This window comes from Roseovarius nanhaiticus, from assembly GCF_900156535.1.
GTDB lineage: Bacteria > Pseudomonadota > Alphaproteobacteria > Rhodobacterales > Rhodobacteraceae > Roseovarius > Roseovarius nanhaiticus.
This window is the reverse complement of record NZ_FTNV01000004.1, coordinates 83,915-103,874: the sequence shown is the minus strand read 5'-3', so window position 1 is coordinate 103,874 and position 19,960 is coordinate 83,915. Positions and strand designations below refer to the sequence as shown.

Annotated in this window: 16 protein-coding genes; 11 read left to right on the top strand and 5 right to left on the bottom strand. The window is 59.0% G+C overall.

Going from position 1 to position 19,960, the window contains the following annotated elements; genetic code table 11:
• The first annotated feature begins 1 nt into the window (after position 1).
• From BW975_RS16180 to BW975_RS16170, 3 genes are all read left to right on the top strand, one after another.
• Positions 2–682 carry a flagellar hook capping FlgD N-terminal domain-containing protein gene (locus tag BW975_RS16180; protein ID WP_076535395.1) on the top strand — a complete coding sequence of 227 codons (681 nt, stop codon included), beginning with the start codon at positions 2–4 and terminating at the stop codon, positions 680–682.
• 263 nt (positions 683–945) lie between these two features.
• Entirely contained in the window at positions 946–1,143 is a 198-nt protein-coding gene (locus BW975_RS16175) for a hypothetical protein (RefSeq protein WP_076535394.1), read from the top strand.
• Between the two features lie 134 nt (positions 1,144–1,277).
• Positions 1,278–1,478, top strand: coding sequence for a hypothetical protein (locus tag BW975_RS16170; protein WP_076535393.1), 201 nt, complete (start codon positions 1,278–1,280; stop codon positions 1,476–1,478).
• A 104-nt stretch (positions 1,479–1,582) separates the two neighbouring features.
• Here BW975_RS16170 and ubiB read toward each other — a convergent pair whose 3' ends face one another.
• Together ubiB and ubiE are read right to left on the bottom strand one after the other, a co-directional pair.
• On the bottom strand, positions 1,583–3,118 hold the full coding sequence (ubiB, locus tag BW975_RS16165) for a 2-polyprenylphenol 6-hydroxylase (protein WP_076535392.1): 1,536 nt from the start codon (positions 3,116–3,118) through the stop codon (positions 1,583–1,585).
• A gap of 3 nt (positions 3,119–3,121) precedes the next feature.
• Positions 3,122–3,865 (bottom strand): bifunctional demethylmenaquinone methyltransferase/2-methoxy-6-polyprenyl-1,4-benzoquinol methylase UbiE, encoded by a 744-nt coding sequence (ubiE, locus tag BW975_RS16160; RefSeq protein ID WP_076535391.1) that lies wholly within the window; start codon positions 3,863–3,865, stop codon positions 3,122–3,124.
• Positions 3,866–3,949: 84 nt separating this feature from the next.
• Between ubiE and mutM the strand changes: the two genes are divergently transcribed.
• The 7 genes from mutM to gyrB all read left to right on the top strand — a co-directional run bounded on the left by mutM (position 3,950) and on the right by gyrB (position 13,166).
• Positions 3,950–4,801, top strand: a complete 852-nt coding sequence (gene mutM, locus BW975_RS16155) for a bifunctional DNA-formamidopyrimidine glycosylase/DNA-(apurinic or apyrimidinic site) lyase (RefSeq protein WP_076535390.1) — start codon at positions 3,950–3,952, stop codon at positions 4,799–4,801.
• Between the two features lie 82 nt (positions 4,802–4,883).
• Positions 4,884–5,660 carry an enoyl-CoA hydratase gene (locus tag BW975_RS16150; RefSeq protein ID WP_076535389.1) on the top strand — a complete coding sequence of 259 codons (777 nt, stop codon included), beginning with the start codon at positions 4,884–4,886 and terminating at the stop codon, positions 5,658–5,660.
• 486 nt (positions 5,661–6,146) lie between these two features.
• Positions 6,147–6,410, top strand: coding sequence for a 30S ribosomal protein S20 (rpsT, locus tag BW975_RS16145; protein ID WP_076535388.1), 264 nt, complete (start codon positions 6,147–6,149; stop codon positions 6,408–6,410).
• A gap of 483 nt (positions 6,411–6,893) precedes the next feature.
• The gene (gene dnaA / locus BW975_RS16140) at positions 6,894–8,258 is read left to right on the top strand and encodes a chromosomal replication initiator protein DnaA (RefSeq protein ID WP_076535387.1); all 1,365 of its coding nucleotides are present in this window, start codon (positions 6,894–6,896) and stop codon (positions 8,256–8,258) included.
• A gap of 127 nt (positions 8,259–8,385) precedes the next feature.
• Complete coding sequence (gene dnaN / locus BW975_RS16135) at positions 8,386–9,504, top strand: DNA polymerase III subunit beta (RefSeq protein WP_076535386.1); 1,119 nt, start codon at positions 8,386–8,388, stop codon at positions 9,502–9,504.
• Between the two features lie 44 nt (positions 9,505–9,548).
• Positions 9,549–10,652 carry a DNA replication/repair protein RecF gene (gene recF / locus BW975_RS16130; RefSeq protein WP_076535385.1) on the top strand — a complete coding sequence of 368 codons (1,104 nt, stop codon included), beginning with the start codon at positions 9,549–9,551 and terminating at the stop codon, positions 10,650–10,652.
• Between the two features lie 96 nt (positions 10,653–10,748).
• On the top strand, positions 10,749–13,166 hold the full coding sequence (gene gyrB, locus BW975_RS16125; protein ID WP_076535384.1) for a DNA topoisomerase (ATP-hydrolyzing) subunit B: 2,418 nt from the start codon (positions 10,749–10,751) through the stop codon (positions 13,164–13,166).
• Between the two features lie 699 nt (positions 13,167–13,865).
• Here the strand turns inward: gyrB and BW975_RS16120 are convergent.
• From BW975_RS16120 to BW975_RS16110, 3 genes are all read right to left on the bottom strand, one after another.
• Entirely contained in the window at positions 13,866–14,057 is a 192-nt protein-coding gene (locus BW975_RS16120; protein ID WP_076535383.1) for a hypothetical protein, read from the bottom strand.
• 99 nt (positions 14,058–14,156) lie between these two features.
• Positions 14,157–14,507, bottom strand: a complete 351-nt coding sequence (locus tag BW975_RS16115) for a hypothetical protein (protein WP_076535382.1) — start codon at positions 14,505–14,507, stop codon at positions 14,157–14,159.
• 256 nt (positions 14,508–14,763) lie between these two features.
• Entirely contained in the window at positions 14,764–15,159 is a 396-nt protein-coding gene (locus BW975_RS16110) for a hypothetical protein (RefSeq protein WP_076535381.1), read from the bottom strand.
• Positions 15,160–15,677: 518 nt separating this feature from the next.
• On the opposite strand from BW975_RS16110, the gene BW975_RS16105 reads away from it, so the two are divergent.
• Entirely contained in the window at positions 15,678–19,730 is a 4,053-nt protein-coding gene (locus tag BW975_RS16105; protein ID WP_083687159.1) for a KAP family P-loop NTPase fold protein, read from the top strand.
• The last annotated feature ends 230 nt before the right edge of the window (positions 19,731–19,960 follow it).

Here is a 19,960-nt window from a genome sequence, read left to right as displayed (position 1 = left end):
CATGGAACCACTTGCGATCGCCAACGGCCTGACGGGTACTGCTGCGCTCGGATCGGGCGCCACGGCAGAAAAAGCCAAGACGACGCTCAACTCGGATTTTGAGACCTTTCTCAAGATGCTGACCGCGCAGATGAAGAATCAGGATCCTCTCAACCCCGTGGAATCAACAGAATTCGCGTCGCAGCTTGCCGCCTTCTCCACGGTCGAACAGCAGGTGTTGACCAATGATCTTTTGACGGGTCTTGGCACGCAAATGGGAGTGCTGGGCATGGGCCAGCTCCAAGGCTGGGTCGGAATGGAGGCGCGTGTGAAGATGCCGGTGGCCTATGACGGCGCGCCTGTCGCTCTGACATTGGAGACACGCCCCGGCGCGGATCTTGCGCGGCTCGTTGTTCGTGATGCAACTGGCGGCATTGTCCATGAAAGCTCTGTTCCAGCTACGGGTGGCGCGTATTCGTGGCACGGGCTGGGCGAGGATGGCATGCCGTTGGAGAGCGGGACCTACAGCATCAGCGTTGATTCGTTCCAAGGTGATGAATTGCTGGGATCAGATCCGGTCGCAAGTCAGGCACGGGTGGTGGAGGCACGGCTCTCCGACGGCCAGACGATGCTGGTAATGGAGGGCGGACAGATCGTGGGCGCCAGAGATGTTTTGGGGCTTCGCCAGCCGGATGCCGGCTGATCAGATATGCATAGGGTCTGGGTCCAGAGTTGGAACCACAGGACACCGGGATCAACGCGGTAATCCGTTGTGTTGGCGCAACAGTGCGATGTCATATTTTTGTATATAATTCAGTAGTATGGAGTAAATTCGGCGTGGCTTTTTAATTCTACGAAAAACTATTCATCGTTTGCCAAAATTTGTTTCGTATCGGAAATGACTGTGCGATACACGAGTGGGCACGCGTGCAACCGCATGCCGTGAGACATGAATTGGAGAATGATATGAAAAAGATTTCGACCTTCGCAGCAGCAGCTGCGCTCGCCGTTTCCTTCGCAGCGCCCGCCGTTGCTCAGGACGCAAATGCTGACCCGTTCGTTTCCACGCAGGGTGCGATGGCGGTGTCGCCCGCACTGGTCGCCGCAGGTCTCGCAGTTGGCATCATCGCGATTGCTGCGATCGACTCGAGCGACGATACTTGATCACTGCGCTCACGGCAGTTTTCGGCTAATCATTCACCATTTGCCGAAATTTGTTTCGTTTCGGAACTGGCTGTGCGATATGTGGTTGAGTACACGTGCAATCGCATGCCGTGAGACATGAATTGGAGAATGTTATGAAAAAGATTTCGACTTTCGCAGCAGCAGCTGCGCTGGCCGCTGCCTTCGCAGCGCCTGCCGTTGCTCAGGATGCAAATGCTGACCCGTTCGTTTCGTCGCAAGGCGCGATGGGCATGAGCACCGCAGCCCTGGTTGCAGCCGGTGTCACAGTCGGCATCATCGCGATTGCAGCGATCGATTCGAGCGACGACACCTGATAGCTGCTTCTTGTAGTTATTTGAAAGGCGGCCCTAGGGCCGCCTTTTTTCTTGTGAAATGGGGATTGATGAATTCGCGATGATCCACCGGTTTTTCAGGCGCACTACCCCAATTGAAAAATCAATGATGTCACTGTAGCGCCCGAGATCACGCCAAAGACGCCCCAGAGGACTAGATCGCGCCGACGGCGGCGAGGCGGGTTGGGTGGGGGCGGGCTTGCGCTGCGCATCAGCGCAGATTCGACCAGTTGTGGAAGACGTGGTCCGAACCTTGCGAGGACTGCGGCGGTGCGCCCGAGGCTTTGCGCAACGGCCCGGGGGCCCAAGCTTTTGCGGATGTAATCCTCGACCACGGGTTTTGCGACTTCCCAGATATTGATCTGGGGATTGAGTGAGCGGGCTACACCTTCGACAACGACCATCGTGCGCTGCAACAAGATCAGCTCGGTGCGCGTCTCCATGCCAAATCGCTCTGTCACCTCGAAGAGATAGCTGAGCAGGTTGCCCATGCTGATGCGCGTCGCGTCCATGCCGAAAATCGGCTCGCCCACAGCGCGCAGAGCGCGGGCGAACTCATCCACATCGCGGTCGGGTGGCACGTATCCGGCCTCGAAATGCACTTCGGCGACGCGGCGGTAGTCCCTCTTGATAAAGCCGTAGAGGATTTCGGCATAGACCCGGCGGGTATACTCATCGATATGGCCCATGATGCCGAAATCGTAGATGATGATGTTGCCGTTGGCCGCGACCTTCAGATTGCCTTGATGCATATCGGCGTGGAAATAGCCATCTCGCAAGGCGTGGCTGAGAAAGAGTTGCAGCACCCGGTCACCCAGCACACGGCGGTCGTGGCCGGCGGCGTCGATGGCGTCATTGTCGCCCAGAGGCACACCATCGGCCCAGCCCATCGTCATGACCCGGCGGCTTGACAGCTCCCACTTGATGGGGGGCAGTTCGAAACCCTTGTCGCCTTCGGTATTGGCGGCGAATTCTGACGCCGAAGATGCCTCGAGCCGCAGATCCAGCTCGCCCATGACCACGCCTTCGAAATGCGCGATGACATCTGTAGGCCGCAAGCGTCGCGACGAGGCCGAAAGCAGCTCGATCATCGAGGCGGCGAAATAGAAGGCGTCTATATCGACGCGGAACGCACGCTCGATGCCGGGGCGCAGTACCTTGATGGCCACAGCCTCGCCGGTGTCGCGCAGGCGCGCCTTGTGCACTTGTGCAATCGAAGCGGCCGCCACCGGAGGGCTGAAGTCGTCGAACAACTGTTCAACGGGTGCGCCCAGCTCGGACTCGATGGCCGCCATGGCGACATCCTCGGGAAACGGAGGCAGCTTGTCCTGAAGGACACGCATCTGTTGTGCCAACTCGCTTCCGACCAGATCGGGCCGCGTTGATAGGATTTGTCCGAATTTGATGTATGCCGGCCCCAAGGCGGTCAGCGCGCGCGGCGCGGGCGGCATTGCCGGATCACCCTTGGCGCCCAGCCACTTGAATGGCCAAGCCAAGAGGCGCAGCGCGGCGCGCACCTGCGGCGGCGCGTCCATCGCGTCCATCACGATGGGCATGGCGCCCGTGCGCTCCAGAGTGGCGCCGGTGCGGATCAGTCGAATAATATTGTGCGGTCCCCGCATCGCCTACAGTTTCCAGCCGGAATGCAGGCAGGCTATGCCCATGCTGAGATTGCGATACCTTGCGTTTCCGAAACCTGCCTTGCGCACCATCTGCAAAAACGTCTCTTGATCCGGAAACTTCCGAATGGACTCGACAAGATACTGATAGCTGTCTCGATCTCCGGCGATCGCCTGGCCCATACGGGGGATGATGTTGAAACTATAGAGATCATAGACCTTTTGCATCATGTCGTTCGGGATCTGGCTGAACTCCAGCACCATCAGGCGTCCGCCGGGGCGCAGCACGCGGTAGGCCTCGTCCAGCGCCTCTTGGGGGCGGGTGACGTTTCGGATGCCAAAGCTGATCGTGTAGACGTCGAAGGAATTGTCCTGGAAGGGCAGGGCCATGGCGTCACCGACAACCCAATCCAGATCGTCCGCCATCGCTTCGGCTTCGGCGCGCTTTCTGCCCTCAATCAGCATCGGTTCGGTCAGGTCCAGCACGGTGGCGTGACCGCTGCCCGCGCGCTTGAGAAAGCGAAAGGCGATGTCCCCCGTGCCGCCCGCCACGTCCAGCAGGCGCTGGCCGGGGCGCGGCGCCAGCCAGTCCATCATTGCGTCCTTCCAGACACGGTGGATGCCCATGCTCATTACGTCGTTCATCACGTCATACTTGCTGGCAACCGAGCCGAAGACGCCGCGCACGCGGCCCGCTTTCTCATCTTCGGGGATGTCCTGAAATCCAAAATGGGTGGTCTTGTCGCTCATCGCTCTTGCCTTGCGCCGTTATCGACCCTTGTTATAGGGCGCGAGGCCGCGGACACAATGCGGCGCGGTTGCAAGAGGCCAAACATGCCGGAATTACCCGAAGTCGAAACGGTGCGCCGTGGCCTTCTGCCTGTGATGGAAGGCGGCACCATCGCCCGTGCCGACGTAAACCGCCCCGATCTGCGCTGGCCCTTTCCCGAGCGTATGGCGGCGCGGCTGGAAGGCCAGCAGGTGATGGGTCTGCGGCGGCGTTCGAAATATATCCTGGCAGATCTTGCAGGGGGTGAAACGCTGCTTATCCACTTGGGAATGTCGGGGCGCATACTGATTTCCGGCGATCCGCTCGGACAATTCGTGCACGATCATCCGGCCGCTGAAAAACATGATCACGTCGTGTTTCACATGGCCAGCGGCGCGCGCGTCACGTTCAACGACCCGCGTCGGTTCGGAGCAATGGACATGTTCGCCACTGACGAGGCGGAGGCGCATCCTCTTCTGGCCAAATTGGGGCCCGAGCCGATGGGGAACAGCTTTAACGAGGATTACCTCGTGGCCGCGCTCAAGGGTAAGAATACCCCGATCAAGTCCGCGCTGCTGGATCAGCGCCTCATTGCGGGTCTCGGCAACATATACGTGTGTGAAGCACTTTATCGCGCCGGCATCTCGCCGCGTCGCCGCGCGGGCAACATCGGGGCGGCGCGTGCGGCATCGTTGGTGTCGATCATTCGCGATGTGCTGCGCGATGCAATTCAGGCAGGCGGATCGTCGTTACGGGATTTTCGTCGCGCGGATGGCGAACTGGGCTATTTCCAACACCGTTTCGATGTCTACGACCGCGAGGGCGAGCAGTGCCGCAGGGCGGAATGCGGCGGAACGATCGGCCGCGTCGTGCAATCGGGGCGCTCATCCTTTTATTGCCGCAAATGCCAGCGATGATGCGCCCTGCAAGATTAGGTTGATCCGGGGCGCCGTGGTGTTAAGACTGCCCGTCTGACAGAAACAAGCGAAAGCAGATTTCATGGCCTATGAGACGATCATCGTCGAAGTAGAAGACCACGTCGCCCAGATTACCCTGAACCGCCCCGATGCCCTGAATGCGCTGAACGATCAGCTGCTGCAGGAATTGGTCAGCGCGCTTCAGGAGGCACAAGCCAACGACAAGGTGCGCTGCATCATCCTCACCGGTTCGGACAAGGCCTTTGCTGCCGGGGCAGACGTCAAGATGATGTCCGACAAGAGCTTCGTCGAGATGTTTTCCGAGGATTTCTTTGGCGCGCAGCACGATGCGATCACCCGCATCCGCAAGCCGATCATCGCCGCGGTGTCGGGCTATGCGCTGGGTGGCGGGTGCGAATTGGCCATGATGTGCGATTTCATCATCGCGTCCGATACCGCCAAGTTCGGCCAGCCCGAGATCAACCTGGGGATCATGGCGGGCCTTGGCGGCTCGCAGCGTCTGACGCGCTTCATCGGCAAGTCGAAGGCGATGGACATGAATCTGACGGGTCGCTTCATGGATGCCGAGGAGGCAGAGCGCGCGGGCCTGGTCAGCCGCGTCGTTCCGGTCAAGAAGCTGAAGGAAGAGGCGCGCTCGGCCGCGGGCAAGATCGCCGAGAAGTCCATGATGTCCGTGATGGCCGTCAAGGAGGCCGTCAACCGCAGCTTTGAGACCACGCTGAGCGAAGGTCTGCTGTTCGAGCGGCGCGTGTTCCATTCGCTCTTCGCGACCGAGGATCAGGCCGAGGGCATGTCCGCCTTCAAGGAAAAGCGGCAAGCGCAGTTTCGCGACAAATAGCACGTGGGGGCCTTAGCAGCGCCGCACCCCGCCCGGTCATGAAGGCCCGGGCGGGCGGCTCAGTGTCTGCGAAGCGTTACTGCTACCAAAGCTGGTATCGCTATTTGCATCGAACACGTTCAGCGCGGCGGTGATGTTGGCACCAAGCGTGATGGTATGCCCCCAAGAAACGTGCCGTCGCGCTAGAAGTTTCCGAACAGCGGCTCGCCTCCGGACACGCTGATCCGGGAGGCGGCGAGGGCACAGACCGGCAGTTTGCATGCAAATCGTGCGACTACGGTCGGTGCGTGGCAGGTTTGGCGCTATGGTACGGCGGCTCTTCCACATGGGAGGTTGCATTTTACCGCAACCGAGGCTAAAGCCCTCCGTCATACATGCGCGCGATGCCCGCTCAGGCAAGAATCACCTTCGGTACGACCGAAGATCTGGGTTTGGCAGTGTCCGCAGTGAAATTCGATACCGAACCAGATCAAGGATGAGATTCTCATGGCTAATACGCCTCAGTCAAAAAAGCGCGCACGTCAGAACGAGGCACGCTTTGCGGTCAACAAGGCCCGTCGTTCGCGCATCCGCACCTACCTGCGCAAGGTAGAAGAGGCCATCGCCTCGGGTGACAAATCCGCTGCAGAAGCAGCTCTGCGCGAAGCCCAGCCCGAGCTTATGCGCGGTGTCACCAAAGGCGTGTTTCACAAGAACACCGCAGCGCGCAAGATGTCGCGCCTGTCGAGCCGCGTGAAAGCTATCGGCTGACCCAAGCCTTTGATTTTAAGGTTGAAAAAGGCGTCCCGCTTGGGGCGCCTTTTGCGTTTCTGTGACAGAAATATGCCGCTGAGATTCTTTTCACGCAAAATCAGAGTCAAGGCATAAGATAGGTTGCCGCAGCGCGCGACAGCTTGCTAACTTGCCCATGCGATTCACGCTTGGGGGGACAAGCTGATTCCGGTGGCGGGCCTTTGGGGGGCTTTGCCGAAAGGGGTCTTTGCGGGGCAACCCGGCATGTCCAAATAAAGCATACCGACGTCGATCGCGGCACGGAGGACTGAGGTCCGCTGTATCGCGTTTGTCATGTCGTTCCTTCACCTACCCGGTCCAAGGGGTGGTGCAGCTGCCGGACCCTGTCCGGCGGAGGGATGGTGCTTTGTGCCACGGCGTTTGGGTCGTATTCGGTTGCGCGAGGTCCGGGGTGGCTTGGCGTTGAGGTGGAAACGACAAGAGCCGCGGAAGCAGGAACGCATGACACAAGATCAATGGGGCCAACTCAAGCAGGACCTTCTCAAGACGATCGGCAAGAGCAATTATAAAAGCTGGATCGAACCCTTGGAGCTGTCGCATGTCGAGGAGGGTGTTGCCACCTTTGCCGTGCCGACGAGCTTTGTAGGCAATTATGTGTCCCAGAAATACGGCGATCAGATCCTGTATCATGCGCGCAGCATCTCGCCCGATATCCGCCGTGTCCATTTCCAGGTGCCAGCCAATAGTGCGGGACGTCCCACCGCGCGGGCGTCCAGTCCACGCCCGGCTGCCGATGCCAAGGCGCCCGCACAGCGCGACGCCAGCATGCCCGCCGCGCCGCTGGACAAGCGCTTCTCGTTCGACACATTCGTCGTGGGCAAACCCAACGAGCTGGCCCATGCCGCGGCCAAGCGCGTGGCATCCGGCGGCCCGGTCACATTCAACCCGCTGTTCCTCTATGGCGGTGTCGGCCTGGGCAAGACGCACCTGATGCACGCCATCGCGTGGGAGCTGTCGCAGCGCCAACCGGAGCTGAATGTGGTCTACCTTTCGGCGGAGCAGTTCATGTATCGCTTCGTGTCGGCCCTGCGCGAGCGCAAGATGATGGATTTCAAATCCATGTTCCGCTCGGTCGATGTGCTGATGGTTGACGACGTGCAGTTCATCGCCGGCAAGGACAGCACGCAGGAGGAATTCTTTCACACGTTCAACGCGCTGGTGGATGGCGGCAAGCAGATCATCATCTCGGCCGACCGCGCGCCGGGCGAGATCGAGAATCTCGAAGAGCGGATCAAATCGCGTCTGCAGTGCGGCCTCGTCGTCGATCTGCACCCCACCAATTACGAGCTGCGCCTCGGCATTTTGCAGTCAAAGGTCGAGTATTACCGCACGCAATATCCCGGCCTCGTTCTGGCCGATGGTGTGCTGGAATTTTTGGCCATGCGCATCACCAAGAACGTCCGCGTTCTGGAAGGCGCTTTGACGCGCCTTTTCGCCTTCGCTTCGCTGGTTGGGCACGAGATCACGATGGAGTTGACGCAGGATTGCCTGGCCGATGTGCTGCGCAGCAGCGAGCGGCAGGTGACCATCGAAGAGATCCAGCGCCAGGTGTCGGACCATTACAACATCCGCCTCAGCGATCTGATCGGGCCCAAGCGCGTGCGCATTTTTGCCCGTCCACGCCAGGTGGCGATGTATCTGGCCAAGCAAATGACTTCGCGCAGCCTGCCCGAAATCGGGCGCCGCTTTGGCGGGCGTGACCACACGACCGTCATGCACGGTGTGCGCCGTATCGACGAGCTGCGCGTGGCCGATGTGCAGATTGCCGAAGATATCGATCTGTTGCGCCGTACGCTCGAGGCGTGACCGGGGCGCGGGGCTTGACCCCCCGCGCAAACCTCACCACAAACCGTATAATTGACTTGCGCCGCAAGGTGGTTTCGATACCGTGCCAGTCCCGGCACGGCGTCGGCACGTTTAAGGGAGAATGGGCATGAAGCTCAGCATCGAACGCGGAACCTTGCTTAAGGCCGTTAGCCAGGCGCAATCGGTCGTCGAGCGTCGCAACACCATCCCAATCCTTGCCAACGTGCTGATCGAGGCCGAGGGCGACACCGTGAATTTCCGCGCGACCGATCTCGATATCGAGGTCAGCGACAAGGCACCCGCACAGGTCGAGCGGCCCGGCGCGACAACGGTGTCCGCCGTGACCCTGCACGAGATTGTCCGCAAGCTGCCCGATGGCGCGCTGGTCACTCTGGCCGATGATGGCACCTCCGGGCGTCTGACGGTCGAGGCGGGCCGGTCCAATTTCAACCTTGCGACCCTGCCCAAAGAAGATTTCCCGGTCATGGCGTCCTCGGAATATGCCAGCAACTTCTCGGCCAAGGCGCCGGTGCTGCGCCGCCTCTTCGACAAGTCGAAATTCGCAATCTCGACCGAGGAGACGCGCTATTACCTCAATGGCGTCTATATGCACGTCTCGACCGGCGAGGACGGACAGGTGCTGCGCTGCGTCGCAACCGATGGCCATCGCCTCGCGCGGATCGACGCGGACTTGCCCGCCGGCGCCGAGGAGATGCCCGGCGTGATCGTGCCCCGCAAGACCGTCGGCGAGCTGCGCAAGCTGCTGGACGATGACGACATGATGATTGCCGTGTCGGTGAGCGAGACAAAGATCCGCTTTGCCACGCCGAACATCACGCTGACCTCAAAGGTCATCGACGGCACATTCCCTGACTACACGCGCGTCATTCCGCAGGGCAACACCCGCAAGATGGAGGTGGACGCCGCCGAATTTGCCAAGGCCGTCGACCGTGTCGCAACCGTCAGCAGCGAGCGGAGCCGCGCCGTCAAACTATCCTTGGACGAGGATCGCCTGATCCTGAGCGTCAACGCGCCCGATAGCGGCGCCGCCGAAGAAGAGTTGGCTGTGGCTTACGGCGACGAACGCCTCGAGATCGGGTTTAACGCGAAATACCTGCTGGAGATCGCGAGCCAGGTCGATCGCGAGAACGCGGTGTTTCTCTTTAATTCCGCCGGCGACCCGACGCTGATGCGCGAGGGGAATGACCTGAGCGCAGTCTATGTCGTCATGCCGATGCGCGTGTGACGCGCTGGGTTTTTGAGTACTTTTGGAACAATGAAAGTTAGGGGATGACAGGTCTGTATCTGTCATCCCTTCGTCTATCTCACTTCCGCTCGCATAAATCGGCGGCGTTGACGCTGGATGCGCGGCCCGTGGCGATCCATGGACCCAATGGCGCGGGCAAGACCAACCTCATCGAGGCGGTATCGCTCTTTTCTCCGGGGCGCGGCATGCGGCGGGCGGCGGCGCAGGACATGGTCCGGCGGCCCGAGGCGCTGGGATGGAAGCTGTCGGGCGTACTGCATTCGCTGGACCGTCTGCACGAGGTAGAGATCTGGGCCGAGGATGGCGGTGCGCGGCAGCTGCGCATCGACGACAAGGCGGCGCCGCAATTGGCGCTGGGGCGGCTGGCGCGGGTGCTTTGGCTGGTGCCGTCGATGGATCGCCTCTGGATCGAGGGGGCCGAGGGGCGGCGGCGGTTTCTGGACCGTGTCACGATGAGCTTCTTGCCCAGCCATGCCGAGGCGGTTCTGGATTTCGACAAAGCCATGCGCGAGCGCAATCGCCTGCTGAAGGACCAGGTGCGCGATGCGCATTGGTATCTGGCTCTGGAGGCGCAGATGGCCACCCGCGGGGCCGAGATCGACGCAGGCCGTCGCGCGGCGCTGGAGGAATTGCACGCCGCGCAGGCCGAGGCCGAAACAGCGTTTCCAGTGGCCGAGCTGGAGCTGACGGCGACCGATGGCGAAATGCCCGGCAGCGCCGAGGATTACCGCGCCGCATTGGCCGAGAGCCGGTTTCGCGATCTGGTGGCGGGGCGCACGTTGGTGGGGCCACACCGCGCGGACCTTTACGGTGTGTATTCGGCCAAGGGCGTGCCCGCGAAGGATTGCAGCACGGGCGAGCAAAAGGCGCTTCTGGTGTCGCTGATCCTCGCGAATGCGCGGGCGCTGGCCAAATCCTTTGGCGCGCCGCCGATCCTGCTGCTCGATGAGGTGGCGGCGCATCTGGACGCGGGCCGCCGCGCCGCGCTTTATGACGAGATTTGCGGCCTTGGCGCGCAGGCCTGGATGACCGGTACCGGGCCGGAATTGTTTGCCGAACTTGGTCCGCGTGCGCAGCATATCGAGGTGACGGAAGAGGGTGGAACCTCGCAGGTCTCGCCCCTTTGATCGCACGGCTTTCGGGGCGCGGAAAACAGCGCATAGCTGCGTGACATCCCCTGCCGGAACCCTTATAAAATCAGGAAATAATCAGGGAAATTCAGCATGTCCGAGGCTGTGGCCGCGCCGGAAGAATATGGCGCCGATTCAATCAAGGTTCTCAAGGGTTTGGATGCCGTGCGCAAGCGTCCCGGAATGTATATCGGGGATACCGATGACGGGTCGGGCCTGCACCATATGGTTTACGAGGTCGTGGATAACGGCATCGACGAGGCGTTGGCCGGTCATGCGGACCGTGTGACCGTCACGATCCACGGCGACAGCTCGGTCTCGGTCAGCGATAATGGCCGCGGAATCCCGGTGGCGATCCACGAGGAAGAGGGAGTCTCGGCGGCCGAAGTCATCATGACCCAGCTGCATGCGGGCGGCAAATTCGACCAGAACTCCTACAAGGTGTCGGGCGGTCTGCACGGCGTTGGTGTGTCGGTGGTCAACGCGCTGAGCGACTGGCTGGAGCTGCGTGTGTGGCGCAACGACAAGGAGCATATCGCGCGGTTCGAGCGGGGCGACACCGTCAAGCATCTGGAGGTTGTCGGCCCGGCGAATGGCCGCAAGGGCACCGAAGTGCGCTTTCTCGCCTCGACAACGACGTTCTCGAACCTCGCCTACAGCTTCGAGATCCTGGAAAAGCGTCTGCGCGAGCTGGCATTTCTCAATTCCGGTGTGCGCATTCTTCTGCGTGACGAGCGCCCCGAGGAGCCGCGCGAGAGCGAGCTGTTCTACGAAGGCGGCGTGCGCGAGTTCGTCAAGTATCTGGACCGCAACAAGACCGCGATGCTGCCCGATCCGATCTTCATCACCGGTGAGCGGGACGATATCGGCATCGAGGTCGCGATGTGGTGGAACGACAGCTATCACGAGACGGTGCTGCCCTTCACCAACAATATCCCGCAGCGCGATGGGGGCACGCATATGGCGGGCTTTCGCGGCGCGCTGACGCGGACCATCAACAATTACGCGCAGTCCAGCGGCATCGCCAAGAAGGAGAAAGTCAACTTCACTGGCGACGACGCGCGCGAAGGGCTGACCTGCGTTTTGTCGGTCAAGGTGCCGGATCCGAAATTCTCGAGCCAGACCAAGGACAAGCTGGTCAGCTCGGAGGTTCGGCCCGCCGTCGAGAACCTCGTGTCGGAAAAGTTGGCCGAGTGGTTCGAGGAGAACCCGAACGAGGCCAAGATCATCACCTCGAAGATCGTCGAGGCCGCCCTGGCTCGCGAGGCGGCGCGCAAGGCGCGCGAGCTGACGCGCCGCAAATCGGCGATGGATGTGAATTTCCTGGCGGGCAAGCTCAAGGATTGCTCGGAGAAGGATCCGACCAAGACCGAGGTGTTCCTCGTCGAGGGCGACTCGGCCGGAGGCTCTGCTCAGACGGGCCGCGATCGGGGCACGCAGGCGATCCTGCCACTGAAGGGCAAGATCCTTAACGTGGAACGCGCGCGGTTCGACCGGATGCTGGGTAGCCAAGAGATCGGCAACCTGGTGATGGCGCTGGGCACCGGCATTGGGCGCGATGAATTCAACATCGACAAGCTACGCTACCACAAGATCGTCATCATGACAGACGCCGATGTGGACGGCGCACATATTCGCACATTGCTCTTGACGTTCTTCTATCGACAGATGCCGGAACTTATTGAAAACGGGCATCTCTTTATCGCTCAGCCGCCCCTCTACAAAGTGTCGCGCGGCAAGTCCGAGGTCTATCTCAAGGACGAGGCCGCGATGGAGAATTACCTGATCGACCAGGGTGTCGACGGGGTCACGCTGCGGCAGGGCAATGGCGAGGATATCGCGGGACAGGATCTGGCCCGTGTTGTCGATAATGCGCGGCAATTACGCCGGGTGCTGGACGCGTTTCCCACGCATTATCCGCGCCATATCCTCGAGCAGGCGGCCATCGCGGGCGCTTTCGCGCCAGGCGCGATCGAGGGCGATTTGCAAGGCGTCGCCGATAAAGTGGCCGAGCGTTTGAACTTGATCGCACTGGAATACGAGCGTGGCTGGCAGGGGCGGATCACGCAGGATCACGGCATTCGTCTGGCCCGCATCTTGCGCGGCGTCGAAGAGGTGCGCACGCTGGACGGCCCGGTGCTGCGGGGCGGCGAGGCCAAGCGCACCGGCACTTTCACCGAGCACTTGCAGGACGTCTATAACCTGCCCGCGACGCTGATGCGCAAGGACAAGACCGAGATGATCTACGGTCCGATGGACCTGCTGAACGCCATCCTGAAAGAGGGCGAAAAGGGCTTGTCGCTACAGCGTTACAAGGGCTTGGGCGAGATGAACCCCGATCAGCTGTGGGAGACGACGCTGGACCCCGAAGCGCGCACACTGTTGCGGGTGGAGGTGGATGACGTGGCCGAGGCCGACGATCTCTTTACTAAGTTGATGGGTGACGTGGTCGAGCCGCGGCGCGAATTCATTCAGCAAAATGCGCTGAATGTGGAAAATCTGGACTTCTGACGTAGTGTAGGATTGCGTGTAATCGTGCGCGATGCCCAAAGGTTTGCGCGATTTGCGCATAAGTTTGCGTCATCGCAAAGGTGGGAACTGAGCAAGATAAACAAACCAGCGGTGTAATCGAGGGATGAGCATTCAGCGGGTCAATTTTGGAACCCCTTGGCAAGGGTGCATAACTTGCCTCTATCGCTTGTTTTCAAAGTGGGTGTGCCGCAAGCTAATTTTGGTTGTTGTTCCAACCACCAATTAATGGCCACCGACCGGGCTGAAATGGCCATTTTGCAAGCGAAAAGGGTCAATCGGGGGGAAACGCCCGATTCCGCCGTTCTTTCGGCCCATTGAGTGTGAACGAAGGCTCGAAACTGTCCAGAGAGATATGGGGCGCTGATCGCAAAGACCAAAATTAGATCAGAAGTTTTTTTGCTTGGTGATCTGACAGAGCCGCAGCGGCGTGAAGCACCGACGATTCCGATGCGGTTCGGAATGAATGAGATGCATGCTGACAATGAAGAAATGAGTGCCAGGGGTCGGCCGACATGCATGTTTTCCTCGATGCGCATGCATGCAGCGGGCTACCTGTAACGACCGAAAAAAGTGTAGAAAAGAAAAAGGGCGGCTCGCGCCGCCCTCTATCGTTAAATTTATTGGTATTCTACACTGAATGTGACCTGCACAACGCTATTTTGATCCGCGCAAAGGTGTTCAGGGTGTCGTGTCGGAAATGATCACCCCCGCACCGGTGTTTTCGATATTGTAGCCCAGAGCGATGAATCCCTCCTGCGCTGCCGAAGTCGTGAGAGTGGATTGATTTCTCGGCCAAATGGCCGTGATCTCTCCGATCTTATGGTTGAGATCGGTAAAATGCCGTTCGATCCAGAGATTGACGAACTTCATCCGGAATGTTCGACACAGCCAGAGACAGGCGTCACAGATATCCTGATGCATGTGCATGAGGGCTGCCGCGCCCGATCGGGGCGCGGCCTGTTGAGGTGGTCACCTGGTATTGCGGAATCGCGCGAGAAGCTCGCTCACCCGCGCGCCATGCCAACGGGTCATATCGGAGGCCGACATGTTTCGCTCGCGGCTGATGCGATCGAGCGCTGACGGCGCCTGGCCCTCCAGAGCGCCGTGAATATCGCGCAGCGCGGCTTCCGCGGCATCGGCCTCCGGGAAGGCGGCTGACAGGGCCACATGCAGGCCGCAGAGCGCCTCGAACCCGCCCGGGTCGTCGAACGCGTCGAGCAGGTCACAGAGGCCCGCGCCGTGGCGGCGCAGATACGCCTCTGTCGAAGCAGTCGCGTTGTAGCGGGCCTGATCTGTGGCCAGGGTGGTGGTGTTGAGCATGATGGTCTCCCTTTTGCATGCATGAACGGTGCTGGTGGTGCCTGATTCATCGGCGTCATGGCTCGTGCATCGCGGGAGGAGAGATCTGGGTGTGGCTGGCTTCTTTTTCTGGTTTCACTGGCTGGTCGGGTGCTGGTAACGAGAATATTGGTCGTTCTTCCCTGACACGAAGAAGAAATCTGCGGTTTGACAAGATTTATTTCGGCGGCCGCTCTGCCCACACCGCCGCATAGCGCGCGGCGATGTGGGGAGTGCATCAGGCCGCGCAGTCACCTGAGGCGGGGGCCAGTCCGGCGCCGTGCAGTGCATCGTCGAGCCCATCGGCAAGCAGGCAGATTTCGGGCACGATCGGATCCCAAGGATCCAGCACCGCAAAGCATCCGGCATCATCCCAGTTCTCGTCATGGGCATGCTCGAGGAATAGAATGCCGCGCAGATCGAGAAGCAGGCGGCGCAGACGGCGTGTCAGTGGCCCCGGCTGGATGAGGCCGTCGCGGATCGAATTGATGAGCCGTGCGCCGCGCCGATCCGCGAGCAGAACGGCTGCATGGCCGAGCGCCTCGTGGTTGGTCGATAGAAACGCGCGAAGCGCGATCTCGCCGACATCGGTGGAGTGAATGCCTGCATTCGGGGTGATTTTTCTGTGAAACATGGTGCCTCCCTTTGGTGAAAGTGGTGCCGGGTTTCGTCCCGGCGGGTCATGAGCTTCGGAGGGTCATGTCATCGCCAACTGCCGATCTGCGCGCTGCACGATGAAGGCGCGCAGATCAGGAGGTGGCGGGGTCTGTCTTGGCTCCTTTCGTCAACTGTTCTTCTCGATGGTGTCGGCTTTCACGAATGACATTGGCCGAACGGCGAAATGACGAAGCATTTTCTGAAAATTTTTCTGCTCGAGCCTTCAGAAGCATGGGACCAGCGCATTCTGTCAGCGCTACTCGTCCAATCGACGTGAGTGGGTTTTGGTAGATCGGGCGGAGACCGGTCGTTCGCTGCTATTTGGTCGAAGGACCGGTCTGGGGCCACATCTTTACGGTCGGCTTTTGATCCGATAACAGTGGAAACTGGACGTCCCGAATAACTGCTCGCACAATCCTGTTGTTCAACTGTGGTATTGAAGCAATACTACTGCTTAATATTGCCCAGCTGGCGTCAGTAACGAGTAGCGCTACAATGAATAATTCCCCCAAGAAGATTTCCCCGCCAAGGGCAATGCCCAGCATCTTGGACAAGGAATTGGAGGATCGCAGTGCGGACGCGTTTGGGCACCAAGATTACGCGGAGGCGCTGAGGGATCTAATTGAGGCGCCCACAAATAAACCGCCCTTCAGCGTCGGGCTGCTTGGCCCGTGGGGGACGGGCAAGAGTTCGATCAAAGCCCTCTACAGACGCGATCTGGAAGATGACAAGACTGGGACAGTTGGCAACCGCCGGGCCGATCATATTCACGTCATTTCGTTCAATGCGTGGCGTTTTGGTGGTGAGCAGGACTTGAAGCGCGCATTGCTGCGGGAAGCGTTCAAACAGCTCGGTGGCGACGAGAACGCGCTGCGGCAGCATCTGTTTGAGCAGGTCAACAGAGTTACACATGAGCGCCGGTCATTCCGAGACTGGTTTGGTGAGTCGTTCGGCCAGATTGTTGGCAGTGCAGTCTTATTGTTGGTACTCTTTCTCGCCGCCGTGTTGATCACGGCAATCCTTGTATGGACGACGGGCCTTGAGGGTCAACAATCGGCAGCGTGGGTTGCCGTGGCAGCAATAGGCCTGACAGGTTGGTTCGCGAGAAGCATCGTTGACCTTCGTGTTCGCTCTCCCGCGCGTTTTATGCCGCAAACATCAGTATCGTTTCCTACGACATCGGCGGAAGAATACGAGAGGTTGCTGACGGAGCAGATCAATAAATTCAGGAAGGGCGATGGCCTTAAATGTGAACGGTTGGTTGTCTTTGTGGACGACCTGGATCGACTATCGGCTCCGGAAATGGTGGCCGGACTCGATGCCGTGCGCACGTTTCTTGAGTTGCCATTTAATACTTCGGCTAACGGATTTGGCGTAGTTTTTGTGATTTCATGCGACGAGGATAAAATTGCGGAAGCCATCAAGCGGCGCAGCGGACTCGGCAGTCCTAACCTGCCGGGCGCTGTGTTTTCGCGCGGCGATGCGCGCCGGTATCTTGATCGCCTTTTTCAGTTTCGTTTAGAGATTCCTCAATTCCCAAAGCTGGACATGCGAGATTTTGCTCTGAAAAAAATGCAGGGTATAGAAAGCGTGTCGGTTGACTTTAAGAAGCGAAACTTCTCTCTGGAGGACGTTACTGATCGATTGATCCATGTTGACGTGCAGAGTCCACGGAATGCAATTCAGCTTATGAATGCCTTCATACAGTCCTGGTGGCTCGGTAGTTTACGTGAACGAAATGGTATTGGCTCCGACGCACCAGGTGGTTTGCATAAAGGTGCTGTTTCTGACCACCCGCTGTCATTGGCAGCATTGTGCGTGCTTCGGGTCGACTTTCCCGACTTCTACGAAGCGGTGCAAAACCGCCCCGAGATCATACAGGAGTTCCGCAGTGTTGTATTTGGCGGCAAGTCGCCGTCAGAATTAGCGCCACAGGCACAAGAACTGCTTAAAGACTTCCTTGTTGCTGATAATGAAGGCAGTCTCACCGGCAACGTGCGGGCTGATCACCGAAAACTCAGACGTTATCTCTCCAGCCTGGCAGACCTGCGGTGGCCCAACGTGTTGCAGCCGCTGCTGCGGCTTGCCGAAGACCCAATAACACGGAAGTTCGGTGACAGAGCAGCGATTGTTTTTGATAATCTCGTGTCCGGCGACGTTAAGGGCGTGCTTGAAGCGTTTGGACGGCATTTGGACGACAAGCCCCTCGCGGTCGAAGATGTCGTGCTATTGGAGGATTTCGGCGAGGCACTGCCGCAGGAAAACGAGACTCGCCGCACCAACGCAGCGCGAGTTCTGGCCGCCTTGGTAGACCGGATACCCAAGGACCGAAGACGCAGAATTCTGTCTCCGCTCATAAGACAAATGGCGGCACTTAAAGCCGTTCGTATGAACATCCAACCAGGACGCGCCCGACAGATCATAGAAGGCGCAACTGCCGAGGATCGACGGGACGTTTCCGAAAGGTTCATCAACGATCTCTTGAATTCGAAGCCGTTGGATTGGCGTCTGGCAACAGGTGGCGAGCCCAACCTCGATGAAGTGACATGCGCTGTCAAGGATGCCGTCGATTTAGCCCTGGACGTAAGGGAGACCGACGGCCTATCTGCCGGCGCGGATACCCTGCTTCGGGATTGGCTGCTGAAACGCGAAATCCGTCTTGATACCGAGTCGCAGACATTGCCGTTCATAGAGCTTGAAGTGTGGGTAGACAGGTATGGTAATCCTCTTTTGAAGTATCTTGGGACTGACTACTCGGATCAAGCCATTGGCGAACTTGAAAGGCCGGAGGCTACTCCTGAATTTGTAGCTGCCGTCCTTCCGAAAATTTCTTCGATATTCGAAGACATCGCGAAGCTCGGTCAGCAAGAGCGTGATGTGCTATGGAGCCAACTCACGCGGTTGGTAGGCGTCCAGCCACAGTCGGCGGCAGCTGCCGCATGGGTTGATGCAGCATGCTACAGCAATCTGGCTGGCCCGGACGAAAGACGGGCGTTTCTTATCGCGTTTGCCGACCGTCTATACAAAGAAATGGAAGATGGGGAAAGTTGGCCGCTCGAAATCGGCGAGGGCGCGAACAAGTTTAATGATCTGATGGCGGAGTGGTGCGCGGATATCGATCCGACGACGGCAGCAGGGCTGGAGAAACTCGTTCTGCAATGGGCTGAGGATGGTTTACGGGAACAATTTGCTGTTCGCGCACTGGACTTGTTGAAGGGGCAGGCAAAAGATTCTTGGGACAGGGTTCTTTCCAAACTCAGTGAGCAGGAGCTCTCCACGCAGCCGAAAGGTATTTCTGGTTACTTGGGACGCAATTTCGAACTATCTGGCGAATCCGTAAGGAACCAGATCGTTGGCCGTATGGATTCAGTAATAAGCGCGGACGCACCAGTTGAAGAAACCGTAGAGGTCTATGATGCCCTCATGGAGAGCATGCCGGATAAAGCGTGGTCTGTAGAACCACTCAGTGGCCATCTTGTGCGGCTGTTGGATCGGATTGGCGCGATGCACAACACCCCTGCCTACCTGCATCAATTCCTGCCAATGTCTGCGACTTTGTTCAAATTTTCTCCTATTGGGAAGGTGGGCCAGATACTGACGCAGCTCCTTGCAAATGCGGCCGGCACACCCAAAGCATATGTCGTTGTCCATCGGTGCATGATCGGAGCATGGCCCAAGCCGGATGAACAGATTGGCGACTATCGACCAAAGGATATTGTGGCGAGGGCATGTCAGTTCATTCGCGAGCAGCCCGGCAACAAGGGGATCGGTGACGTATATGAATCAATATGCGACATGGTACAACGAGGTCTATCGGGTGCTGAAAGCAGTCAAGAAATAGCTGACGTTACCCCAATCGTATGGAGTGCAGTGCCGGGTCGTGTGTCCGCGTTGTCCAGTTTCGTGGCGTCGATCCTGACGCCTGCGGGCATAGCGAAAATCCTCACAGAGGCCCAAGAACCGGATTTGCAGCATAGTGATTTGTCCTCATTCCTGGAGGCAACATCGAAAGCTTTGGACGAGGACCGACGGTGCGATGCAGTCAGAGCTATCCTTGGCTCGTCACCAGTGCCATTATTTGAAAAGCCCGACGGAGCGCTTGAGTTCTGGATTTTGGCCGCTACTGATAGTGACTCACGGTTTGCGATCAACCTTCTTGCGGATGATAGCCTGAACGATGAGCAACGGAACCGGGTTCTTGTACACACGGGAGATCCGGCACTTGCAAGCTCTCCGGCTTCAGTTGAAGCCCTATTGAAGGACATGGAGCGTCCGAATGCGAGAAGTGCACTGGTCGAACGGTTGGTTCAAGTCGGGCAGGCGTGCGGTTCAATGAGCGCCAAGAGTAAGTTGGCGGAACACATGATTGTGTCTCTCCCCTCGCTATCCGGAGAAGAACTGCACTCTGTGGCCCGACAAGTGTACAACTTGGGTGGTGAAAGCGCGCTCGAACGGAATGACGAGGTCTTGAACATGCTTGATCAAGAACAGACTGACGTCCTTGCGAAGGTATTTCCATCGTCCCGCCGACTGCGTAGGGCACAATAAGGGCTCGTTAGATAGCGCACAGATTGTGCATTCCAGATATCAGTGTGCGCGTTGCCAAGAACCACGCCTCTATCGGATGATCGCTAACAAGGTCTGATTTCAGGAACCGAAGAAGTTGATCCTCGGGCCGACAGGCGGAGGGGAAGCAGACCTTGGCTTAGAAGGTGGCCAGGAGTCAGCTCCGGTGAAGGTTCTCTGTTTGCGGCATTGTCAAGCGGGCGAGCGGACTG

Coding starts and splice junctions, on each gene's coding strand:
- BW975_RS16180 (WP_076535395.1), top strand. CDS start 2: ATGGAACCACTTGCGATCGCCAACGGCCTGACGGGTACTGCTGCGCTC.
- BW975_RS16175 (WP_076535394.1), top strand. CDS start 946: ATGAAAAAGATTTCGACCTTCGCAGCAGCAGCTGCGCTCGCCGTTTCC.
- BW975_RS16170 (WP_076535393.1), top strand. CDS start 1,278: ATGAAAAAGATTTCGACTTTCGCAGCAGCAGCTGCGCTGGCCGCTGCC.
- ubiB (WP_076535392.1), bottom strand. CDS start 3,118: ATGCGGGGACCGCACAATATTATTCGACTGATCCGCACCGGCGCCACT.
- ubiE (WP_076535391.1), bottom strand. CDS start 3,865: ATGAGCGACAAGACCACCCATTTTGGATTTCAGGACATCCCCGAAGAT.
- mutM (WP_076535390.1), top strand. CDS start 3,950: ATGCCGGAATTACCCGAAGTCGAAACGGTGCGCCGTGGCCTTCTGCCT.
- BW975_RS16150 (WP_076535389.1), top strand. CDS start 4,884: ATGGCCTATGAGACGATCATCGTCGAAGTAGAAGACCACGTCGCCCAG.
- rpsT (WP_076535388.1), top strand. CDS start 6,147: ATGGCTAATACGCCTCAGTCAAAAAAGCGCGCACGTCAGAACGAGGCA.
- dnaA (WP_076535387.1), top strand. CDS start 6,894: ATGACACAAGATCAATGGGGCCAACTCAAGCAGGACCTTCTCAAGACG.
- dnaN (WP_076535386.1), top strand. CDS start 8,386: ATGAAGCTCAGCATCGAACGCGGAACCTTGCTTAAGGCCGTTAGCCAG.
- recF (WP_076535385.1), top strand. CDS start 9,549: ATGACAGGTCTGTATCTGTCATCCCTTCGTCTATCTCACTTCCGCTCG.
- gyrB (WP_076535384.1), top strand. CDS start 10,749: ATGTCCGAGGCTGTGGCCGCGCCGGAAGAATATGGCGCCGATTCAATC.
- BW975_RS16120 (WP_076535383.1), bottom strand. CDS start 14,057: ATGAAGTTCGTCAATCTCTGGATCGAACGGCATTTTACCGATCTCAAC.
- BW975_RS16115 (WP_076535382.1), bottom strand. CDS start 14,507: ATGCTCAACACCACCACCCTGGCCACAGATCAGGCCCGCTACAACGCG.
- BW975_RS16110 (WP_076535381.1), bottom strand. CDS start 15,159: ATGTTTCACAGAAAAATCACCCCGAATGCAGGCATTCACTCCACCGAT.
- BW975_RS16105 (WP_083687159.1), top strand. CDS start 15,678: ATGAATAATTCCCCCAAGAAGATTTCCCCGCCAAGGGCAATGCCCAGC.